The sequence below is a fragment of the Bacillus sp. 3a genome, assembly GCF_017161885.1.
GTDB classification, from domain to species: Bacteria; Bacillota; Bacilli; order Bacillales; family Bacillaceae; genus Bacillus; species Bacillus safensis.
Genome location: NZ_CP067376.1, coordinates 617644 through 636569 on the forward strand (window position 1 = coordinate 617644; position 18926 = coordinate 636569).

General features: G+C 41.4%; 20 protein-coding genes and 1 pseudogene. 18 read left to right on the forward strand and 3 right to left on the reverse strand.

All coding sequences use genetic code 11. The features are described 5' to 3' along the window. The first annotated feature begins 38 nt into the window (after nucleotides 1-38). The gene (gene yidA, locus JJ692_RS02930; protein ID WP_151039602.1) at nucleotides 39-851 is read left to right on the forward strand and encodes a sugar-phosphatase; all 813 of its coding nucleotides are present in this window, start codon (nucleotides 39-41) and stop codon (nucleotides 849-851) included. Nucleotides 852-886: 35 nt separating this feature from the next. On the opposite strand, the gene JJ692_RS02935 is transcribed toward yidA, so the two are convergent. Beyond that, a complete protein-coding gene (locus JJ692_RS02935; protein WP_185853971.1) occupies nucleotides 887-1894 on the reverse strand; it encodes a helix-turn-helix transcriptional regulator in 1008 nt (335 codons plus the stop codon). A 129-nt stretch (nucleotides 1895-2023) separates the two neighbouring features. Here JJ692_RS02935 and JJ692_RS02940 point away from each other — a divergent pair, with 129 nt between their 5' ends. Both JJ692_RS02940 and JJ692_RS02945 read left to right on the forward strand, forming a co-directional pair. Beyond that, nucleotides 2024-2731: a class I SAM-dependent methyltransferase gene (locus JJ692_RS02940; RefSeq protein ID WP_206534203.1), complete on the forward strand. Its 708-nt coding sequence runs from the start codon at nucleotides 2024-2026 to the stop codon at nucleotides 2729-2731. Next, nucleotides 2728-3825, forward strand: coding sequence for a saccharopine dehydrogenase family protein (locus tag JJ692_RS02945; protein ID WP_151039606.1), 1098 nt, complete (start codon nucleotides 2728-2730; stop codon nucleotides 3823-3825). The genes JJ692_RS02940 and JJ692_RS02945 overlap by 4 nt, the downstream gene beginning before the upstream one ends. A gap of 152 nt (nucleotides 3826-3977) precedes the next feature. Here the strand turns inward: JJ692_RS02945 and JJ692_RS02950 are convergent, their stop codons facing one another. After that, complete coding sequence (locus tag JJ692_RS02950) at nucleotides 3978-5801, reverse strand: acyltransferase family protein (RefSeq protein WP_206534204.1); 1824 nt, start codon at nucleotides 5799-5801, stop codon at nucleotides 3978-3980. 287 nt (nucleotides 5802-6088) lie between these two features. On the opposite strand from JJ692_RS02950, the gene JJ692_RS19210 reads away from it, so the two are divergent. The 15 genes and pseudogenes from JJ692_RS19210 to JJ692_RS03025 all read left to right on the forward strand — a co-directional run bounded on the left by JJ692_RS19210 (nucleotide 6089) and on the right by JJ692_RS03025 (nucleotide 18659). Next, complete coding sequence (locus JJ692_RS19210) at nucleotides 6089-6562, forward strand: S8 family serine peptidase (RefSeq protein ID WP_206534205.1); 474 nt, start codon at nucleotides 6089-6091, stop codon at nucleotides 6560-6562. Between the two features lie 38 nt (nucleotides 6563-6600). Next, on the forward strand, nucleotides 6601-6918 hold the full coding sequence (locus JJ692_RS19215; RefSeq protein ID WP_346986672.1) for a S8 family peptidase: 318 nt from the start codon (nucleotides 6601-6603) through the stop codon (nucleotides 6916-6918). Nucleotides 6919-6946: 28 nt separating this feature from the next. Then, nucleotides 6947-7738 carry an SAR2788 family putative toxin gene (locus JJ692_RS02965; protein ID WP_024423942.1) on the forward strand — a complete coding sequence of 264 codons (792 nt, stop codon included), beginning with the start codon at nucleotides 6947-6949 and terminating at the stop codon, nucleotides 7736-7738. A 25-nt stretch (nucleotides 7739-7763) separates the two neighbouring features. Beyond that, nucleotides 7764-8225, forward strand: a complete 462-nt coding sequence (locus tag JJ692_RS02970; protein WP_024423941.1) for a hypothetical protein — start codon at nucleotides 7764-7766, stop codon at nucleotides 8223-8225. 117 nt (nucleotides 8226-8342) lie between these two features. Further along, complete coding sequence (locus JJ692_RS02975; RefSeq protein WP_206534206.1) at nucleotides 8343-9218, forward strand: aldose 1-epimerase family protein; 876 nt, start codon at nucleotides 8343-8345, stop codon at nucleotides 9216-9218. A gap of 60 nt (nucleotides 9219-9278) precedes the next feature. Further along, nucleotides 9279-10223 (forward strand): DNA-binding transcriptional repressor DeoR, encoded by a 945-nt coding sequence (locus JJ692_RS02980; protein ID WP_024427553.1) that lies wholly within the window; start codon nucleotides 9279-9281, stop codon nucleotides 10221-10223. Nucleotides 10224-10307: 84 nt separating this feature from the next. Next, the gene (gene deoC / locus JJ692_RS02985; protein ID WP_024423938.1) at nucleotides 10308-10979 is read left to right on the forward strand and encodes a deoxyribose-phosphate aldolase; all 672 of its coding nucleotides are present in this window, start codon (nucleotides 10308-10310) and stop codon (nucleotides 10977-10979) included. A 166-nt stretch (nucleotides 10980-11145) separates the two neighbouring features. Continuing rightward, the gene (locus tag JJ692_RS02990; protein ID WP_017368363.1) at nucleotides 11146-12327 is read left to right on the forward strand and encodes a NupC/NupG family nucleoside CNT transporter; all 1182 of its coding nucleotides are present in this window, start codon (nucleotides 11146-11148) and stop codon (nucleotides 12325-12327) included. 25 nt (nucleotides 12328-12352) lie between these two features. After that, nucleotides 12353-13654, forward strand: coding sequence for a pyrimidine-nucleoside phosphorylase (locus JJ692_RS02995; RefSeq protein WP_103131804.1), 1302 nt, complete (start codon nucleotides 12353-12355; stop codon nucleotides 13652-13654). Between the two features lie 140 nt (nucleotides 13655-13794). Then, a pseudogene (locus tag JJ692_RS03000) lies at nucleotides 13795-14279 on the forward strand (MarR family winged helix-turn-helix transcriptional regulator). Nucleotides 14280-14292: 13 nt separating this feature from the next. Continuing rightward, nucleotides 14293-14931, forward strand: coding sequence for a nitroreductase family protein (locus JJ692_RS03005; protein ID WP_024423934.1), 639 nt, complete (start codon nucleotides 14293-14295; stop codon nucleotides 14929-14931). A 25-nt stretch (nucleotides 14932-14956) separates the two neighbouring features. Then, nucleotides 14957-15250 carry a putative quinol monooxygenase gene (locus JJ692_RS03010; RefSeq protein ID WP_024423933.1) on the forward strand — a complete coding sequence of 98 codons (294 nt, stop codon included), beginning with the start codon at nucleotides 14957-14959 and terminating at the stop codon, nucleotides 15248-15250. Between the two features lie 189 nt (nucleotides 15251-15439). Next, nucleotides 15440-17821 carry an immune inhibitor A domain-containing protein gene (locus JJ692_RS03015; RefSeq protein WP_024423932.1) on the forward strand — a complete coding sequence of 794 codons (2382 nt, stop codon included), beginning with the start codon at nucleotides 15440-15442 and terminating at the stop codon, nucleotides 17819-17821. Nucleotides 17822-18027: 206 nt separating this feature from the next. Then, a complete protein-coding gene (locus JJ692_RS03020) occupies nucleotides 18028-18282 on the forward strand; it encodes an ORF6C domain-containing protein (protein ID WP_024423931.1) in 255 nt (84 codons plus the stop codon). A gap of 5 nt (nucleotides 18283-18287) precedes the next feature. Then, nucleotides 18288-18659: a DUF1304 domain-containing protein gene (locus JJ692_RS03025; protein ID WP_024423930.1), complete on the forward strand. Its 372-nt coding sequence runs from the start codon at nucleotides 18288-18290 to the stop codon at nucleotides 18657-18659. A gap of 34 nt (nucleotides 18660-18693) precedes the next feature. On the opposite strand, the gene JJ692_RS03030 is transcribed toward JJ692_RS03025, so the two are convergent. Beyond that, on the reverse strand, nucleotides 18694-18858 hold the full coding sequence (locus tag JJ692_RS03030) for a hypothetical protein (RefSeq protein WP_003214630.1): 165 nt from the start codon (nucleotides 18856-18858) through the stop codon (nucleotides 18694-18696). Between the last annotated feature and the right edge of the window lie 68 nt (nucleotides 18859-18926).

Below are 18926 nucleotides of genomic sequence, written 5' to 3' on the forward strand. Positions count from 1 at the left end.
GTGACAGCACGTTTTTGCTGAGAAAAGGGGACCAGTGAATGTATAAATTAGTCGCAATTGATATGGATGGTACGTTATTAAATGATCAACATATGGTGCCGGATGAAGTGTTTGAAGCCATTCAACAGGCTAAGGCAGAAGGGATTAAAATTGTTTTATGTACAGGCCGGCCAATTGGCGGGGTAAATCGCTATTTAGCTGATCTTCAGCTTGATCAAGAGGGAGATTATGTGATCGCCTATAATGGAGCGCTTGTTCAAAACAGCCATACAAATGAAGTGGTGTCAGAGCTGACATTATCCTATGATGACTTAACTTCGTTATATGAATTGAGCCGTCAGCTGGACACGCCGATGCATTATTTCGATTCAGCCAATTTATACACACCGAATCGCGATATTAGTGAATACACAGTGCTTGAATCCTACTTAACAAAACTGCCGCTGAAATATATGCCTGTTGAAGAGGCAGATTCATCGATGAGACTTCCAAAAATGATGTATATTGATCAGCCAGAACGTTTGGAAAAAACGATACAAGCCATTCCATCTGAAGTGAAGGAAAAATATATGATGGTAAAAAGTACAGATTTCTTCCTTGAAATCCTGCATCCTGATGTGAGTAAGGGAAATGCCGTGAAGCTTCTAGCGAAGGAGCTGGGAATTCCTCGTGAAGAAGTCATGGCTATTGGGGATAACGGGAACGACGTCTCAATGCTAGAGTTTGCGGGCTGCGGCGTCGCTATGGGAAATGCCATTGAAGATGTTAAAGCCGTAGCAGATGTTGTAACAAAATCTAATAATGAAGCCGGAGTAGCACATGTCCTGCATGAGCTGGTTTTAGGAAAATAAGAAAAGAGCGGTCTGCCAGTGCGGTAGCCGCTTTTTTATATATTGGAGAAAAAGTAAACAAGCATACGTCTGCTGCTTAAATTCGTCTTTTGCAGCATCGCTTTCACATGATCATGAACGGTATGGGGTGAAATATATAACGTACTCGCAATTTCCTTTGTCGACTGGCCCTTTAATAAGCAGTCGAGGACGTTCATCTCTCTTTCTGTCAGCCTGTACGTTTTCGCTGCATAAGGAAGAATATCATTTGTTTGGGCTCGTTTGATGTGAATCATGACAGCCTCCTCCTGCCTGTCAGCCTGCGCCAATCGAAAGGCTTGAAGGGAAAGAAAGGCCCCCGTAGGCATTCTTGTGATGCTTGCTGCTGTTTGATCGGTGCCGCCGTATAAAAGTTTAGCGCCTAATGCTCTGAACGGGCGGGGCATGACGGCTTGGTCATGGATTTGTTCAAAGGCTTGAAATGTACGAAGCCAATGGAGCCCTGTCTCATTTCCATAAAGAAGCTTGTAATGAGTTGAAAGAATGAGAAATCCTTGCTGCTCCGCCGCATCATCATCTTCAATGTCTCTTTTTTTGAAAAGCTCATCTCTCAGCTTGGCTGCAAGTGCCGGTGTTAGATCGATGACTGCTTGTATATCTCGCTTCTGAAAAGATTCCTTGCCCTTTTGACGATAAAGGCTGGCGATACCCCAGCATTCTCCTTGAATCACAAGGGCTGCCCGCAATTCATCAGACCAACCGTTAGGTAACAAAATATGCTGATAGCGCTCGCTGTTCAAATATGCCCCACTTTGGATGAGACTCGCAGCATGAATAGGGCCTGTGGCTAGAAACTCATGCTGATGCACGTCCCTTTTTAAAAATTCATTTTGAAAGAGCTGGTCATGAATTTCTTCAATCGGTTCATCAGTGTAGGAACCTGTCGAGAGGAGAGTGGCTGGATCGATGGTTGTGATACAGACGGCATCAAAATCAATGACAGCAGCAAGCTCGTCCCGAATGTGCTGCCTTATCTGCTGAAAATGAGTGGCTGGATTGACCACATGATCTCCTCCTCAAAAACCCCCACTTTTAGGGATCGTTTTTTCTTGTGCCTCTTTTTACAATAAAGACGTCATATCGTTAGTGTACAGGAAACGATGGAAAGCGGAAAGGAACTGGAGGAGAATCATATGAAAGGAAACCAGCATTGGCACGACCCTGTTGCTGAATCATACGCAGCAACGATTTCACATAAAGTACCCGGCTATCACCTTTTGCATGAGTTATCAGTAGATGTATTAGAAACTGAAATAAAGGGAGCGGCCTCTCGTATTCTAACTGTCGGAGCGGGTGGGGGCGAAGAGGTCATCAACATGCTTCAGAGAAAAGAAGACTGGCTCATCACAGGAGTCGATCCGTCTGCATCTATGCTGGATATGGCGAAACAGCGGGTTTCACAGCTCCATATGGAGGCGCGTGTCACCTGGTATGAGACCACATTAAACAAGGTGTCTGCTAAAGCTGTTTACGATGCCGCAGTGAGCCTGCTCGTGATTCATTTTGTAGAAAATCGGCTGCCATTTTTACAGGAGATTGCCCGAAGGCTTCAACCAGGGGCCCCGTTTGTACTCGCATTTATACAAGGAAAGATGAATTCCAGCGCATTTCAGCAAGAGCTTCATATGCTGTCTCTTTTCATGGAGCGGCAAGGTCTAGGAAAAGAAGTGTTTTCGTCCTTTAGTGACAGGGTGGGACGTGCAACATATCCTGTGCCTGAGGAGGAGATGAGAGGACATTTAATTGAGGCGGGGTTTCGAGACATCAGACCTTATTTTCAGGCAGGAATGATCAAAGGGCTTGTTTGCAAACGAGGTCGTAGAGAGGCGGATGAGAGATGAGATCACAGGTGATGGTAATTGGCGGCTATGGACATGTCGGACAGCAAATATGTCTTCAGTTAAGTGAAGTGTATCCAGGGCAAATTGTTTCGGCGGGCAGGAGCTATGAGAAGGCCGAACAATTTTCACAGCAGACAAAAAGAAGAGTCCGTCCTTACAAACTAGATGTTAGTCAGCCATTACATTCTGACTGGATGGATGAAACAAAGCTGGTGATCATGTGTCTCGATCAAGATGACACGTCATTTGCTGAAACCGTCCTGCGGGCAGGTATTGATTATATCGATATTTCTGCAAAGGGGGCGTATATGGAGCAAATGGCACAGCTGGATCAGCAGCAAATCAGTGCCACGGCTTTGCTCAGTGTAGGCCTCGCGCCCGGTCTTACAAATTTATTAGCTGCGAAAGCGGCTTCTATGCTTTCATCAGTGGATCAAATAGATATTGGGATTATGCTTGGGTTGGGGGATCAGCATGGAAAAGCCGCGATTGAATGGACGATTGATCATGTCCATACTGAATATGAACTCACTGAGCATGATCAGCGGAAAAGAGTGAAAAGCTTTACTGGAGGCAGACAGGTCAACTTTGGTGAACCGCTTGGAAAGCGGTATGCCTATCGATTCCCCTTCTCTGATCAACAGACATTGCTTTCCACACTTCATGTGCCATCTGTGACGACAAGGCTTTGTTTTGATTCACGTCTCGCGACGGGTGCATTGGCCTTCACAAGGAGCCTTGGACTGACGTCGTTTCTTACACTGCCGAAGATGAAGGACAGAGCCATTTCAATGATTCAATCTTCTCAAGCGGGTACAGATCAATATGCAGTCAAAGTGGAAGCGGCAGGGACGGATGGGAAAAAGGTTCATCATGCAGCGCTTGGTATAAAAGGACACGACGAGTCTCAAGCAACAGCTCAAGTCGCCTGTGCTGCGGCCCTGCATTTATTGAACAGGCGGTTTCAGCCAGGAATTTTTCATATTGAAGAATTATTTTCACTAACATTTGAGAACGTTTATTTTGCTTTGATGGATCAAAAAACAAAGAAAGAGCAGGCATTAGCGATAAGAGCCAGCCTTTTGACAGCATAAAAGCAGCGTGCAGACAAACCCTCGCATTCGGTGTCAGGTCTGCGTGCCGGTGCTCACGAATGTCAAATTCGCTCCGCGCCGGTACTCGCCCTTCCTCGACTGCAAAGGTTTTCTATCACGCTGAAAAAAAGACTAGCATTCTGCTAGTCTTTTTATGATGACGTCGACACATCCCCTTTTTTCTTAATGCTTGCTGTGATGAGCTGTGTCAATGTGTCAGAACCTTTTTTTGAAAGGTGGACACCATCAGACTGAAAATAGGATGGCTGGCCAGTAGCGGCTGAATGCCAATCGACTAAGGTGACGTTTTGATCTTGATCAGCCACTCGCTGAATGACCGCATTCACATCATTTTCCCATGACCTTGGAACCCTCGTATTCACTAGGAAAATATGTGCCTTTGAAAAGTTTTGAATGAATGCTTTCAGCGTGTCCTCAGTAAAATAACCATTTGTGCCAAGTTCAATGATAACAGCGGCATCAGATTGATTAAATGATTTGTATTGAGGGGCGATGCTGACGGCTTCGTTCATCTGTCTGCCAACTTTCCCATCGATGGTGATTTGTTTATATGCTTTTTCAAGATTCGGCGCAATGTCTAGCATGACAGAATCACCAATGGCAAGAATTTGGTGAAATTGTTTTTGATCAACCGCTTTTTTCTCGTGCTTTTCTTTCTTTTTCTTCGCTTTTGATTCCGATGGTTCGGCTGTTTTTTTCGGTGCGGTCTTAATTTGCGTCACTTCCTTCACATGTGGGGAGGAAGTGGACGAGTTAGACATGCCAATGATAAATAAGATCAAAAGAGCTGCGGTGATTCCAAGGAACACCTTATTAGATGTAGACCACTGTTTGATTCCTTTTTTCCAAATAGACCAAGAGGAAAAATATTGTCTGAAGCCATGCTGGCGGATCGGTTGTTCGATGAAGCGATAGGAAGCTTCAGCAACTAGTAAAATGGTGATGAGCTGCATTGTGACACGCGCTATGGAAGGCTGTCCAATTTCAATGACCGGTGTGGTCAGTACGATAATGGGATAATGCCACAGATAAATACCATAAGACCGCTTACCTAGCCAGACGAGTGGCTGAAAGGACAGCCATTTCCCTATAAGACTTGCAGGGTGGCAGACGCACGCAATTAAGATGGCCGCATTCAGACAGAATAAAAGCATGCCGCCCTGATAGAGAAAGGCATCGAAATCGTCCACTGCATAAACACAAAGAAGGAAAATCGCAAACGAACCGAACCCGGCAATATGTAAAATACGTCTGCCAACAGGAAGTAATTTTTTGCTGGATAGTCTTTGCATAGGCCACACAAATGCCAGGCTACATCCAATCAGGAGCGCAAATGCACGAGTATCTGTTCCATAATAAACCCTGCTTGGATCGGTATCTGGTGAATAAAGAATCGCCATCCATAAGGCAGAGACAAGTGCAAGTCCAAAGGTGATCATAGGAAGATGCGATCTGTTTTTTACCCATTTCAGCCCTGCAATCAACAGTACCGGCCAAATGATATAAAATTGCTCTTCTATTGCCAGAGACCACAAATTTTTCAGTGGAGATAGGGCATTGAAGCTATCAAAATATGAAAGCTGATGAAAAATGTACCACCAGTTACTGACATAAAAAAAGGACGATATGGCATCGCCACGAATGGACAATAATGCGTTTGATCCAGCAATCGCGCACCAGCTGACGGTTATAAAAATCATGATGTAAGCGGCTGGAAGAAGCCTCCTGATCCGTCCCATCCAAAATGGCAAAAGCTCTTGATAGCCTAAATCCTGCTTATGTAACAAGATCGTTGTTATCAAGTAACCAGAAATGACAAAAAATAAATCAACGCCAAGAAACCCGCCGCTTGCGGGTCCGATATGTAAGTGATAAGCAATGACTGCCAATACAGCAACGGCTCTTAGTCCATCTAATCCTAAAATATAACGAAAACGATTTTCCTTGCTGTTCATGAAAATGAATCCCCCATCAATTGAAAAAGAACCTGTATTTAATAAAGGTTACTCATATATTGTATATATAATAGACGTTAACGCATAATATTTAGTTTGAATTTATTCAATAAATTTTTATTGTAAACCAGCATATATTAATATATAACATTTTTGGTTTTATATTGACTTAAAACCATAATATAGAATAATATATGAAAAAAAAGGAGTGGTGTTGAATCAATAGTTTGATAAAAAGATTTTTGATAATATTAATAGTTCTTTTAATTTATTTTAAGTGTTTTGAATTGCACTCAAAAAATTTAAACTTCACTATTAATATTCATCAACAGATTCCATGGGGCACAAAGTTAACAAAAAAATATGTGGAAAATAATAGAGGAGGAGAAAGTGTACGAATAGCAATAATTGATAGTGGGATAGATGGGACACATCCTGATTTGGTAGGTAAAGTTAAAAAAGGACTAAACACAATTGGCACAGGAGGAGAACAAGAGGACAGTTTAGGGCACGGTACTGCTGTAGCTGGAATAATCACAGCTAATGATAATGAAATTGGACTTGTGGGTATAACGCAGAATGTAGAGTTATATCCTGTTAAAATTCTAGATTCAACAGGCAAGGGTTCAATAAAAAATTTTGTCAAAGCTGTTCAATGGTGTATTGATAATAAAATTGATGTTATCAATGCTAGTTTTGGATTAATGAAAGATGATCCAGCTGTTAAGAAGATTATAGACAAAGCAATACAAAAAACATAATTATAGTAGCTGCTGTTGGTAATAAGTATGGAAGAAAAATGGATTACCCAGCTGCTTATGAGAATGTTTTTTCTGTAACCGCTGTGGATAAGCATAAGAAGGTAGCTGAATTTTCATCTAAAGGAAATTACGATTTTGCTGCTCCGGGTGTAGATATACCAGTTCTTAGGCCTCATAACAATTATGCAATTGAAAGTGGCACCTCTTTAGCGAGTGCCCATATTACAGGTGTAGTAAGCTTAATTTTACAGTACCGGGAACGTTTTAATATTAATTCTGAAGAAAGTTTAAACCAACAAATATATAAAATCTTAAAAAATGGTATTGAAGATTATTTAAATAAAATTGTTTTTTAAAACAGGAAACTCGGAGGTATAGTTTAGGATGAATAAAATAAGTAAGTTAATCTCAATTGTTATATGTCTATCGCTGGTTATAACTTTGTTTTTCCAATTTCCAAATAAAACAGAGGCTGTTACCACAAAAGATTTTCATGTTTTAGAAGATAGCAATGAAAAATATGTAATTTCACAGGAACAAGAGGGAGTAACTGGTATTCTAACTCTAAATAAAAAAACAGCAGAAATCAGTTATCAAACTGAAGAAATTGGTAGTGAAGGTGAAAAGGTTTCAAAGGATTATGAAGTTGACTTGCAGACACTTTTAAATGATAATTTAGATGTTACGTTTAAAGATACAAAAGATGATAAGAAATATGAAGTGAATTCTGAAGATATTCAAGCATCTTTTGCATTTGTTATTCCTATTGGTATTGCTATTGGGGCAGTTCTATTAGAACATTTATTAGCTTTGGGACTTGCAGTAACAGTAGTAGGTGTTACCTATATTGCTTATTCTGAATTTATAAAAAGGAAAGACAATAAACATAATCACTTTATTGCTTATCGAGACAAAGATAAACCTCATTTATTTATTGGAAAAGGTGTAAGTCGTGCAAACGCTGTAAAAAGATTAGCTCAGAAAAAAGATACATGGTCTACTTCCAAAAGCAATGCACAATCTATTGCTAAAGCAGCCAGTCCGATTGGAAAAGTAATAGGTGCGGAAATTGACAAAAAAGGAAAAAATAAACACTATCACTATCATCCAGTTTATAAATTAAAAGGTAAATATGAAAGAACTGGAGCACATGCTTTTTTTGGCGCTCCTAGATAAGAAGTCCAGATAGAGGAGGTTTTCGATGATTGTCCTTAATCGTCAACCAAAAAAGAAGGAATACAATGCGCTCATCGATTTATGTTGTGAAGTATGTGATGAGTTCCAATTAGTTTTTAGAAAAGATTTTGCTGATTTTGCTGATTATCGTGAAATTCTAGATAAACTTTCTCCATCTCTTAAAGAAATGAAGGAAGAGTCTGAATGGGCTACCACGATTCTAGGAGATGGTCAAACAGCATATGTTTATTATTATTATGCCAATGAACACACAAAAAATCTGTTGAAAGAACTTTCGAACTCTCTATACGGGTGGATTCACCCTAATTTACTGGAGGATTTATCATTCTTCAAAAATGGGAAAGAGTGGCTGGTTTCAAGCTCACATGAAGAGGAGAGCTATATTTTTCCTGAAAACGAAGAAGAAATTGAGAGTTTAAAACAAATCAAAGGCCTTAGATGGACTATACAAGAAGATGATGAATAAGTAATTTTAACGGCTTTTCCCTAGAAGGGAGAAGTCTTTTTTATTCTAACGAACTCTTTTATACTCAAAACCAAAATCCCTGTCATAATAAAAGTAGAAGGAAAGGGGATGTATTGAATGAAAACGATTGAAAATGATCAGTTATTGGTTCAGATTCATGAAAAAGGAGCGGAAGTCAGGGAGGTGCTTGACAAGGAAAGCGGGCGTCACTATATGTGGTCTGGTGATCCAGCTTATTGGGGCAGGGTGTCGCCTGTCTTGTTTCCGATTGTTGGGCGATTAATGAATGATCAATACAAGATTGACGATCAAACCTTTGAGCTCACACAGCATGGGTTTTTACGTGATGTCAATTTTGATTTATATGAAGAAACGGAGCATACGGTGACCTTTCAATATGAATCAAGAGGCCGGCACGTGAAGCAATACCCGTATGAATTTACAGCGCGAATTCGTTATGAACTATTGGAAAATGGACTGAAGATTTCCTGGGAAATTGATCATGACGGAGAGGATACGATGTATTTCTCCATTGGAGGACACCCAGCATTTCGTATTCCGCTTGTTGAAGGTGAGCAAACACCAGATTATTCACTCACATTGACACCTTCCACTGAACATCTCCCTGTGCAATATGAACTGCGGAATTCACTTGTCAGGGAGAAAGAAAAAGGCATTCAGCTTGAGCCGATCCAGCTTCGCCCAGAGCTTTTTCAGCATGATGCGATGATCTTTAGCCATATCAATCGAGTGTCATTGACTTCAGGGGCAGGTCACGGAGTTGAGGTCGATCTCACTGGCTTTCCTTTCGTTGGCATTTGGTCGCCTTATGATCAAGAAAAAGGAACGATGGCTCCTTTTGTTTGTATTGAGCCGTGGTATGGCATCGCCGATAGGGAAGGGACGAATGGACAGTATAAAGAGAAGTTTGGCATTCAAACATTAGAAAAGAATGAGACCTTTCATGCCGCTTATACAATTTTCTTTAAATGAACATTTGTGCATGATGAGGTGAACAATTTGTTATGATAGAAGAAAAAAGGGGGCGTATGAATGGATCGAGAGAAACAACAGCTGAGTATTGAAGCGGCAAGGCTTTACTATTTGTCTGATTACAGCCAGCAGGAAATTGCCAAGCAGCTCGACCTGTCGAGACCGACCGTATCTCGGCTGCTTCAATATGCGAAAGAGAAGGGATACGTCCAGATTACGGTGATGGATCCGTTTGAGGATTTAAATGAGCTTTCTTCACTGCTCAAGGAAAAATATGATCTGCTCGAAGCTCATGTGGTATTTTCGCCAAAGGACGACTATCCAACCATCACCGATTATTTGAGCCGATTTGGTGCAGATTACTTGCAAGAGACGGTGAAAGACGGCGATATCGTTGGCGTGAGCTGGGGAACGACTATGTATCAAATTGCACAAAAGATGCAACCTAAACAGGTAAAAGGTGTAGAGGTTGTCCAGCTCAAGGGCGGAATCAGCCACTCTCATGTGAATACATATTCTGCGGAAACCATCCAGTTGTTTGCTGAGGCCTTTCAAACAGCACCGCGCTATTTGCCGCTTCCTGTTGTATTTGATAGTGCTGCCGTCAAGGAGATGGTTGAGCAGGACAGACATATTCAGCGAATTATTGAAATGGGCAAGCAGGCAAATATCGCTGTGTTTACTGTTGGAACGGTAAGAGATGAAGCACTTTTGTTTAGACTAGGTTATTTCCGTGAAGAAGAAAAAGCGCTCCTCAAGGAATCCAGTGTTGGAGACATTTGCTCGCGTTTTTATGATCAAGATGGACGCATTTGCAGTGAAGCCATTAACAACCGCACAATTGGCGTGGAGCTAGATGATTTAAGGACAAAAGAACGATCCATTCTTGTCGCTGGCGGTCATCGAAAGGTGGCTTCTATACACGGTGCACTAAGAGGGAAATATGCCAATGTATTGATCATCGATCAGCACACAGCGAGGGCTCTTTTAAATGTCACAAAATAGATGAACAAAATTTCATAACCATGTTTACAATTGTTCATTCGTCATATATGATGAAAGTATCATAATTAAAAGGAAGTGTGAAGCATGACGATAGCAAAGCTCATTGATCATACAGCACTAAAACCAGATACAACTAGAGCTGCAATTATGCAGTTACTTGAAGAAGCAAAGACTCATCAATTTGCATCTGTTTGCGTAAACCCAACTTGGGTATCTCTAGCGTCGAAAGAACTAGCCGGAACAGGTGTTGATGTATGTACAGTCATCGGTTTCCCGTTAGGCGCAAACACAACAGCAGTGAAAGCATTCGAAACAAAGGATGCCATTGAAAACGGTGCAACAGAAGTGGACATGGTCATCAATGTTGCGGCATTGAAAGACGGCGAATATGATGTGGTTGAACAAGATATTCGTGCAGTTGTAGACGCAGCAAAAGGCAAAGCATTAGTGAAAGTCATTATTGAAACATGTTTACTTACTGATGAAGAAAAAGTCAAAGCTTGTGAGCTTTCAGTGAAAGCGGGCGCAGATTTTGTGAAAACATCGACTGGATTTAGTACGGGCGGTGCAACGGCTGAGGACATTGCATTAATGCGTAAAACAGTAGGACCTGACATCGGTGTGAAAGCATCAGGCGGCGTGAGAACAAAAGAAGACGTTGAGGCAATGACAGCTGCAGGTGCTACCCGTATTGGCGCAAGTGCAGGCGTTTCCATTATCAAAGGGGATCAATCAGCTCCTTCGAAAGACTATTAATTCATACGATCCTATGGTAGGATAACATTCATGACTCATAAATGATGAAAAAGTCATATGCGGAAGGAACTCACTTCTGGGAATTTCTTCCGCGTTTTGTTTGCGAAATAGGGTTTGTTCCATACAAGCGCATTAATGTAAACGAATTCATTCAAGGAGGAAAAACATGAAATACGTGATTGGTATCATCGGTTTGCTAGTGATTCTCGCCATTGCATGGCTGGCTAGTAATGGAAAAAAACGAGTGAAATTCCGTCCAGTAATTGTCATGATTGTACTGCAATTTATTTTAGGTTATATTCTGCTCAATACAGGTGTTGGAAACTTTCTAGTCGGAGGCTTTGCAAAAGGATTCCAAATGCTTCTAGGCTATGCCGGCGAAGGAATCAACTTTGTATTTGGCGGGTTAATGAATGATAATGCGTCCACTTTCTTCATCAATGTTTTACTGCCGATCGTCTTTATCTCGGCGTTAATCGGTATTCTGCAGCATTGGCGTATTCTTCCGCTTATCGTACGCGGAATCGGATATTTGCTTAGTAAAGTGAACGGTATGGGGAAACTAGAATCTTACAATGCAGTAGCGTCTGCGATTTTAGGTCAATCAGAAGTCTTTATTTCTATTAAGAAACAGCTTGGATTATTACCTCAGCAGCGTCTTTATACATTATGTGCATCTGCAATGTCGACGGTATCGATGTCGATTGTTGGTGCGTACATGCAAATGATTAAACCAGAGTACGTGGTTACAGCACTTGTGCTGAACCTATTTGGTGGATTTATTATCGCATCAATCATCAATCCATATGAAGTGTCTAAGGATGAAGACATGCTTGAAGTCGTTGAGGAAGAAAGACAATCCTTCTTCGAAATGCTTGGCGAATACATTATGGATGGTTTCAAAGTAGCAATTGTTGTTGCTGCAATGTTGATTGGATTCGTTGCATTAATTGCGATGATTAATGGTATCTTTACAGCAGTCATCGGTGTTTCTTTCCAAGATGTACTTGGATATGTCTTTGCTCCATTTGCGTTCCTTGTCGGTGTACCTTGGAGCGAAGCAGTACAAGCAGGAAGCATTATGGCAACCAAAATGGTATCGAACGAATTTGTTGCGATGCTCGCTCTATCTGGAGACGGCCTGCATTTCACTGCTCGTACAGAAGCGATTATTTCTGTATTCCTTGTATCATTTGCGAACTTCTCTTCTATCGGTATCATTGCTGGAGCAGTCAAAGGCTTAAACGAAAAGCAAGGGAACGTTGTCGCACGCTTTGGATTAAAGCTGTTATTCGGTGCAACTCTTGTCAGTTTCTTAACAGCAGGCGTTGTCGGTTTGATTTACTAATTTAAAAAAAGGAATGGTGAAAACAATGAGAATGGTAGATATCATTGCGAAAAAACGTGACGGAAAAGAATTATCTTCAGAGGAAATTTCTTTCTTTGTCAAAGGTTATACGGACGGAACAATTCCTGACTACCAAGCAAGTGCCTTGGCTATGGCGATTTTCTTCCAAGATATGACGGATCAAGAACGTGCAGACTTAACACTCGCTATGGCGAACTCAGGAGATACAATTGACCTGTCTGCCATTGACGGTATTAAAGTAGACAAGCACTCAACAGGCGGTGTAGGCGATACAACAACGCTTGTACTCGCTCCTCTTGTTGCGGCACTAGATGTACCTGTTGCGAAAATGTCAGGGCGCGGTCTTGGGCATACAGGCGGTACAGTGGACAAGCTTGAAGCGGTCAAAGGCTTCCACGTAGAAATTACAAAAGACGAATTCATCGAGCTCGTGAACCGTCATAAAGTAGCAGTTATTGGCCAATCAGGCAACCTGACACCAGCTGATAAAAAATTGTATGCTCTTCGTGATGTGACAGGAACGGTTAACTCAATTCCGCTTATTGCAAGCTCCATTATGAGTAAGAAAATCGCTGCTGGTGCAGATGCGATTGTACTTGATGTAAAAACAGGTGCTGGTGCTTTCATGAAAACACCAGAAGACTCTGAGAAGCTTGCAAAAGCCATGGTGCGCATCGGAAACAGCGTAGGCAGACAAACAATGGCGGTTATCTCTGACATGTCTCAGCCGCTAGGATTAGCGATTGGAAATTCCCTTGAAGTGAAAGAAGCGATTGACACACTCCGAGGCGAAGGTCCTGAAGACTTAAACGAGCTTGTGCTCACATTAGGAAGTCAAATGGTCGTTCTTGCGAAAAAAGCAGACACACTTGATGAAGCAAGAGAAAAGCTGATTGAAGTGATGAAAAACGGCAAAGCACTTGAGAAATTCAAGGAATTCTTAGAAAACCAAGGTGGAGACAGCTCAATTGTGGATCAGCCTGAAAAACTGCCGCAAGCACCTTACAAAATCGAAGTACCTGCAAAAGAATCAGGTGTCGTAGCTGAAATCGTCGCGGACGAAATCGGTGTTGCAGCGATGATCCTTGGAGCAGGACGCGCAACAAAAGAGGACGATATTGACCTATCTGTCGGCATCATGCTGAACAAAAAAGTGGGCGATCGTGTTGAAAAAGGAGATTCACTTGTGACTCTCCATGCGAATCGTGAAGATGTTGCAAATGTCATGGAGAAAATTTATGACAACATCCGCATTGCTGATCATGCTGATGCACCAACTTTGATCCACACGGTCATTACTGAATAAAGAAAAAGGACAAAAGTGATTCGTCGCTTTTGTCTTTTTTTATGCTTGTCATTTTCTATTGAAATAAAAAAATTCACTTTATGAAACAAACCTCTTGCAATCATCAAACAATGGGTGTATATTAATTGACGAGTCAATGATTGATATATCAAGTAATTGATTTCTGAATAGAAAAGAGGGGATGGCATTGACTGCATTTTGCTCTGAAGAGGCAGAGGTATTATATCGTTTGCAGTGCGTGAACCGTATGATGGGCGTGAAGTTCGAAGCATGCACGGGCATCAGCCAATCAAGACTTGAGTTGCTATCGCTGTTATTCCAAGCCGATGAAATCAGCCAATCAGATTTGCAGAAAAAAGTAAATATTGATAGTGCAGCTGTGACGCGTCATTTAAAACAGCTAGAAACAAAAGGAATGGTCACACGCAGAAGAAAACCAGAAGATAATCGAGTCACACTTGTCCGCTTAACAGAAGAAGGCAGAACGAGAATCGAAGCTTCTAAAATAGAAAAAGAACGATTTATCTCAGAAATGCTTGAAAACGTAAGTGAAGAAGAACGAAGGCTTCTCACTGATGTGCTCATCCGTATACAACAAAACATCGAAAAGATTCAAACAACCTAAAGGAGTGTTACACATGGCTACAACATTAAAAACAAACGATTTTATGGAAATTATGAAAGGGCGCCGCTCTATTCGTAACTATGATCCAGCTGTGAAAATCAGCAAAGAAGAAATGACAGAGATTTTAGAAGAAGCAACAACTGCACCATCATCAGTAAATGCACAGCCTTGGCGCTTCATGGTTATTGACAGCCCAGAAGGAAAAGAAAAGCTTGCACCACTTGCAAAATTCAACCAAACTCAAGTGTCAACATCAGCAGCTGTCATTGCAGTATTTGCAGATATGAAAAGCAATGAATACTTAGAAGAAATTTATTCAAAAGCAGTAGAGCATGGCTACATGCCGCAAGAAGTGAAAGAAAGACAAATTGCTGCATTAACTGCACACTTTGAGGTTCTTCCGGAGCAAGTGAACCGCGAAACCATCTTAATTGACGGTGGGATTGTGTCTATGCAGCTTATGCTTGCTGCACGTGCACACGGTTATGATACAAATCCAATTGGCGGATATGATAAAGAAGTCATCGCTGAAACATTTGGATGGGATAAAGAACGTTATGTACCAGTCATGCTGCTATCAATTGGGAAAGCAGCCGACGAAGGCTATGCATCTTACCGCTTACCGGTTGATCGTATTGCTGAGTGGAAATAATATCTTTTCAAAAGGAGACGATCAAATGATTATTATTCATGCAGGGATGACCATTCATCCAGAAAAAGAAAACGTATTTTTAGAAGAAATCAATGAGTTAATGAAAGCTTCACAGGCTGAAGAAGGCAATGTTTCCTACAAGCTGTTCAAGGATACAGAAAAGGAAAATACCTTTTTAATGGTAGAAGTGTGGAAAGATGACGCTGCGGTTCAGAGCCATAATGCAAGTGCTCATTTCCAGGCTTTCGTCGCGAAGGCAAAAGAATTCTTAGCCGCTCCACTTGACGTGGTTGCATTTCAAGGCCAGCAGCTTTCATAGAAAAACAACAAACACCCTAGGCGGTTAACGCCTAGGGTTCTTTTATTTTCGACAAATGGTTCCACCCCTTTCATTCACGTATTGTGCATTTTCCACAAAATTTCTGAAAATAAAATGTTTTTCGACTTAACTATATTGGAATATGCTAGAATTAGATATTATTTATTACCAAAATAGGGAGGAACCAATATGAAAAAAGGGAAATGGACGAAAATTGCACTAACCGCTGTCCTAAGTTTAGGCACATTGACAGCTTTCAGCACCCCTCTATCTGCCCACACCACAGAAAAATCAACATCCTCTGATGGCGGTCATTATTCAGGTATTCCATTTGACTCAAGTGTCGTGAATGAAGACCGTCTTGTCAAAGCCTTGAAAAAACAAGGAAAGATCAAAAAGAATGCCAATGAGGCAGAAACCCAAAAAGCATTAAAGAACTATCTAAAGAAAAAAGAAGAATCAGCAATGAAACAAAGTGCCAGCACCTTAACAGAAGAGCCTGAATTCCTGAAAGAATACAAACAAGAGGTACATAACAAACTTGCCAAAAAGAAAAAATTAAAGAAGCATAAAGGAAAAGAAAGCAATCAAGTAAAACCGGTCAAAAAGGAAAAGTATAAAGGTGACGTCCGCAATGATAAAGTATTGGTTTTATTAGTAGATTTTAAAGATTATAAGCATAATAGTATTAAAAAAGAAGAGACTGATATGTACTATGACAAGTACGATCAACAGCACTATCAAGATATGCTTTTCGGAAAAAATGGCTACATCGGTCCTGATGGGAAACGGAAAGTATCCATGAAGCAATACTATGAAAAGCAGTCCGGCGGGAGTTACACAGTCAGTGGAACAGTTGCAGGATGGTATACAGCGAAGCATGAAGCAGCTTATTACGGCGGGAACGTACCTGACGATTCAGGCAGTGACGGCAGACCGCGCGAATTGGTGAAAGAAGCACTCGAAGCAGCAGCAAAAGATCCGAATATTGATCTAAGCGAGTATGATCAATGGGACCGCTATGATATTGATGGCGACGGTGTTTATAACGAGCCAGACGGCATCATTGACCATCTGATGGTCGTTCACGCCGGCGTAGGTGAAGAAGCAGGCGGCGGACAACTTGGCGCTGATGCGATTTGGTCACACCGCTGGTCACTTGGTGATGTATTTGAAATTCCGGATACTGAATCGGAAGTTGGTCAAGGCGGGAAATTAGGCGCATTGGATTACACCATCGAGCCTGAGGATGGCGCAGCAGGTGTGTTCACACATGAATTCGGACATGATCTTGGTCTTCCTGACGAGTACGATACACAGTACACAGGCAGAGGAGAGCCCGTTTCTTACTGGTCGATCATGTCAAGCGGAAGCTGGGCAGGTAAAGTTCCTGGTACGGAACCAACAGGCTTTAGCCCATATGCGAAAGAAATGCTTCAAAATCTGCATGGAGGCAACTGGCTTTCTGGACAAACCATCGATGGTAAAACATTAAAGAAAAGCAAAACAGTATTAATTGATGAAGCAGCAACAAAAGGAACGAACCATGATGCCGTTCGAGTCGATTTACCAGATAAAGAGATTGTCGTTACGACACCTGCTCAAGGGAAATATTCGTATTTCAGCGGAACGGGTGACAATTTGAATGCAACCATGACGACAACAGGTATTGATTTGTCAAAAGGAAGCAAAGCAGAGCTGACATTTAAAGCATGGTACGATATTGAAGAAGATTATGATTATGCGTATGTCGAAGTGCGTGAAACAGGGACTGATCAATGGAAGACCATCGCGGGTAACATCACGAATGATCGAAATGAAGCAGGTGCAAACGAAGGCAATGGCATCGACGGAAAATCAGACGGCTGGGTAGATGCAGCTTTTGACCTGTCTGCTTACGCAGGGAAGAAAATCGACCTGCAATTCCGTTACACAACTGATGCAGGCTATTCACTTCCAGGCTTATTCGTAGATGACCTGAACATCACGGCAGATGGAACGAAAGTATGGTCAGATGATGCCGAGGACACGCCTACTTTTACCTTTAATGGATTCTCAAAATCTAATGGAAAACAATATGCAGCACAATACTATTTACTAGAGTGGCGCTCTTATGCTGATGTCGATAAAGGCTTAAAGCATATTAAACGCGGGGCAAGTCTGATGAGCTATAATAACGGGTTGGTCGTTTGGTATGTCGATCAATCATACAGTGATAACTGGGTAGGAAAACATCCGGGGAACGGCTTCCTTGGCGTAGTAGATGCAGATCAGCAAGTATTAAAATGGAGTGACGGTTCCATTGCCGCAACAGGGTTCCAAGTACATGATGCAGCATTCTCTTTGAATCCAAGTACGAAGCTGAATATAGATTATACAGCAACAACGGGCTTAACTTTGCAAGATCGCTACATTCGCCCGGCTCGTACATTTAGTGATAAAAAGAACTATGTGAATCCAAACAACCCAGATGCAGGACGCGATGTACCGACATATGGGTTATCCTTTAAAGTCGTTGGACAAAGTAAGGATCGTTCTGTTGGAAAGGTGTTAATTTCGAAAAGTAACTAAATAGAAAGCCGGATTCTACCATTGAATCCGGCTTTTTGATATATAAGAAAAGGATTGTGAGGGCACGATTGTTTTTTAAATCGAATGTCTGTTCTTTTTTATTTTGATATCCGAATGAAACCATTATATAATAGACACTGGAAGGTTTTTCTTTCAACCATGATTCTTTTTAGCTGTTAAAACAAAGGAAAGGATGAGCGTTACCAATGAGTTGTGTCACTGCCAAGCAATTAAAGGTGATTCGAGGGACGATGCAGACTTTTTGCAGCCATTTGGAGTATGCTGGCCACGGTAAGCTTCATATCAATACCATCATGGCTTTTATTAAAAAGGAATTCGGCGTGAGAAAAATGAAAGACATTCCACAAAGTCGCTTTACAGAAGCGCTAGAATTGATACAAGACTTTGATTTATACACGGACAAAATAGAGATTCGTGAACGTCTACCAGAAAGGAATTAACTAAATTGAATATTTTAGCAATGATTTTAGTAGGAATTGTCGCTTTAGAACACATTGTCATCATGTTATTAGAAATGTTTTTTATGGAATCAAAGATGGCGAAGCGGTCTTTTAAGCTGCCAGAACACTTGCAAAAAGATCCAAATGTCAAAGTGATGTTTGCCAATCAGGGGCTTTATAACGGGTTTTTAGCTGCAGGACTCATTTGGGGGCTCATTCTTGGATCGAATACCGTTGGATATATGATTCAGCTGTTTTTCATTCTTTGTGTGCTCATCGCAGCAGTATTTGGCGGTGTAACATCCAATAAATCAATTATCATCAAACAAGGAGTACCAGCACTGCTTGCACTCATTGCACTGATGCTGGCGATCTAATCTTAAATAAAGCCGCCCCTAGTGAGGGCGGCTTTTATCTTTTTCGAAGACCCATCAAACGAATAATGGATGTTAGACAAAGGGCTACGGCAACGGCCAAAATGATTTTTCCGTACATGACCCCCGTTAGGTTCATCAAAAAGACGGCCAATATAATACAGAGCGTGATGATGATCATCACAATCGAATAGGTTTTCATCTCTTTTTCACTCCTTTAAAAATCCCTCATGTGACGAGAGAACTGTCAATCTTTCCTCATATTATATC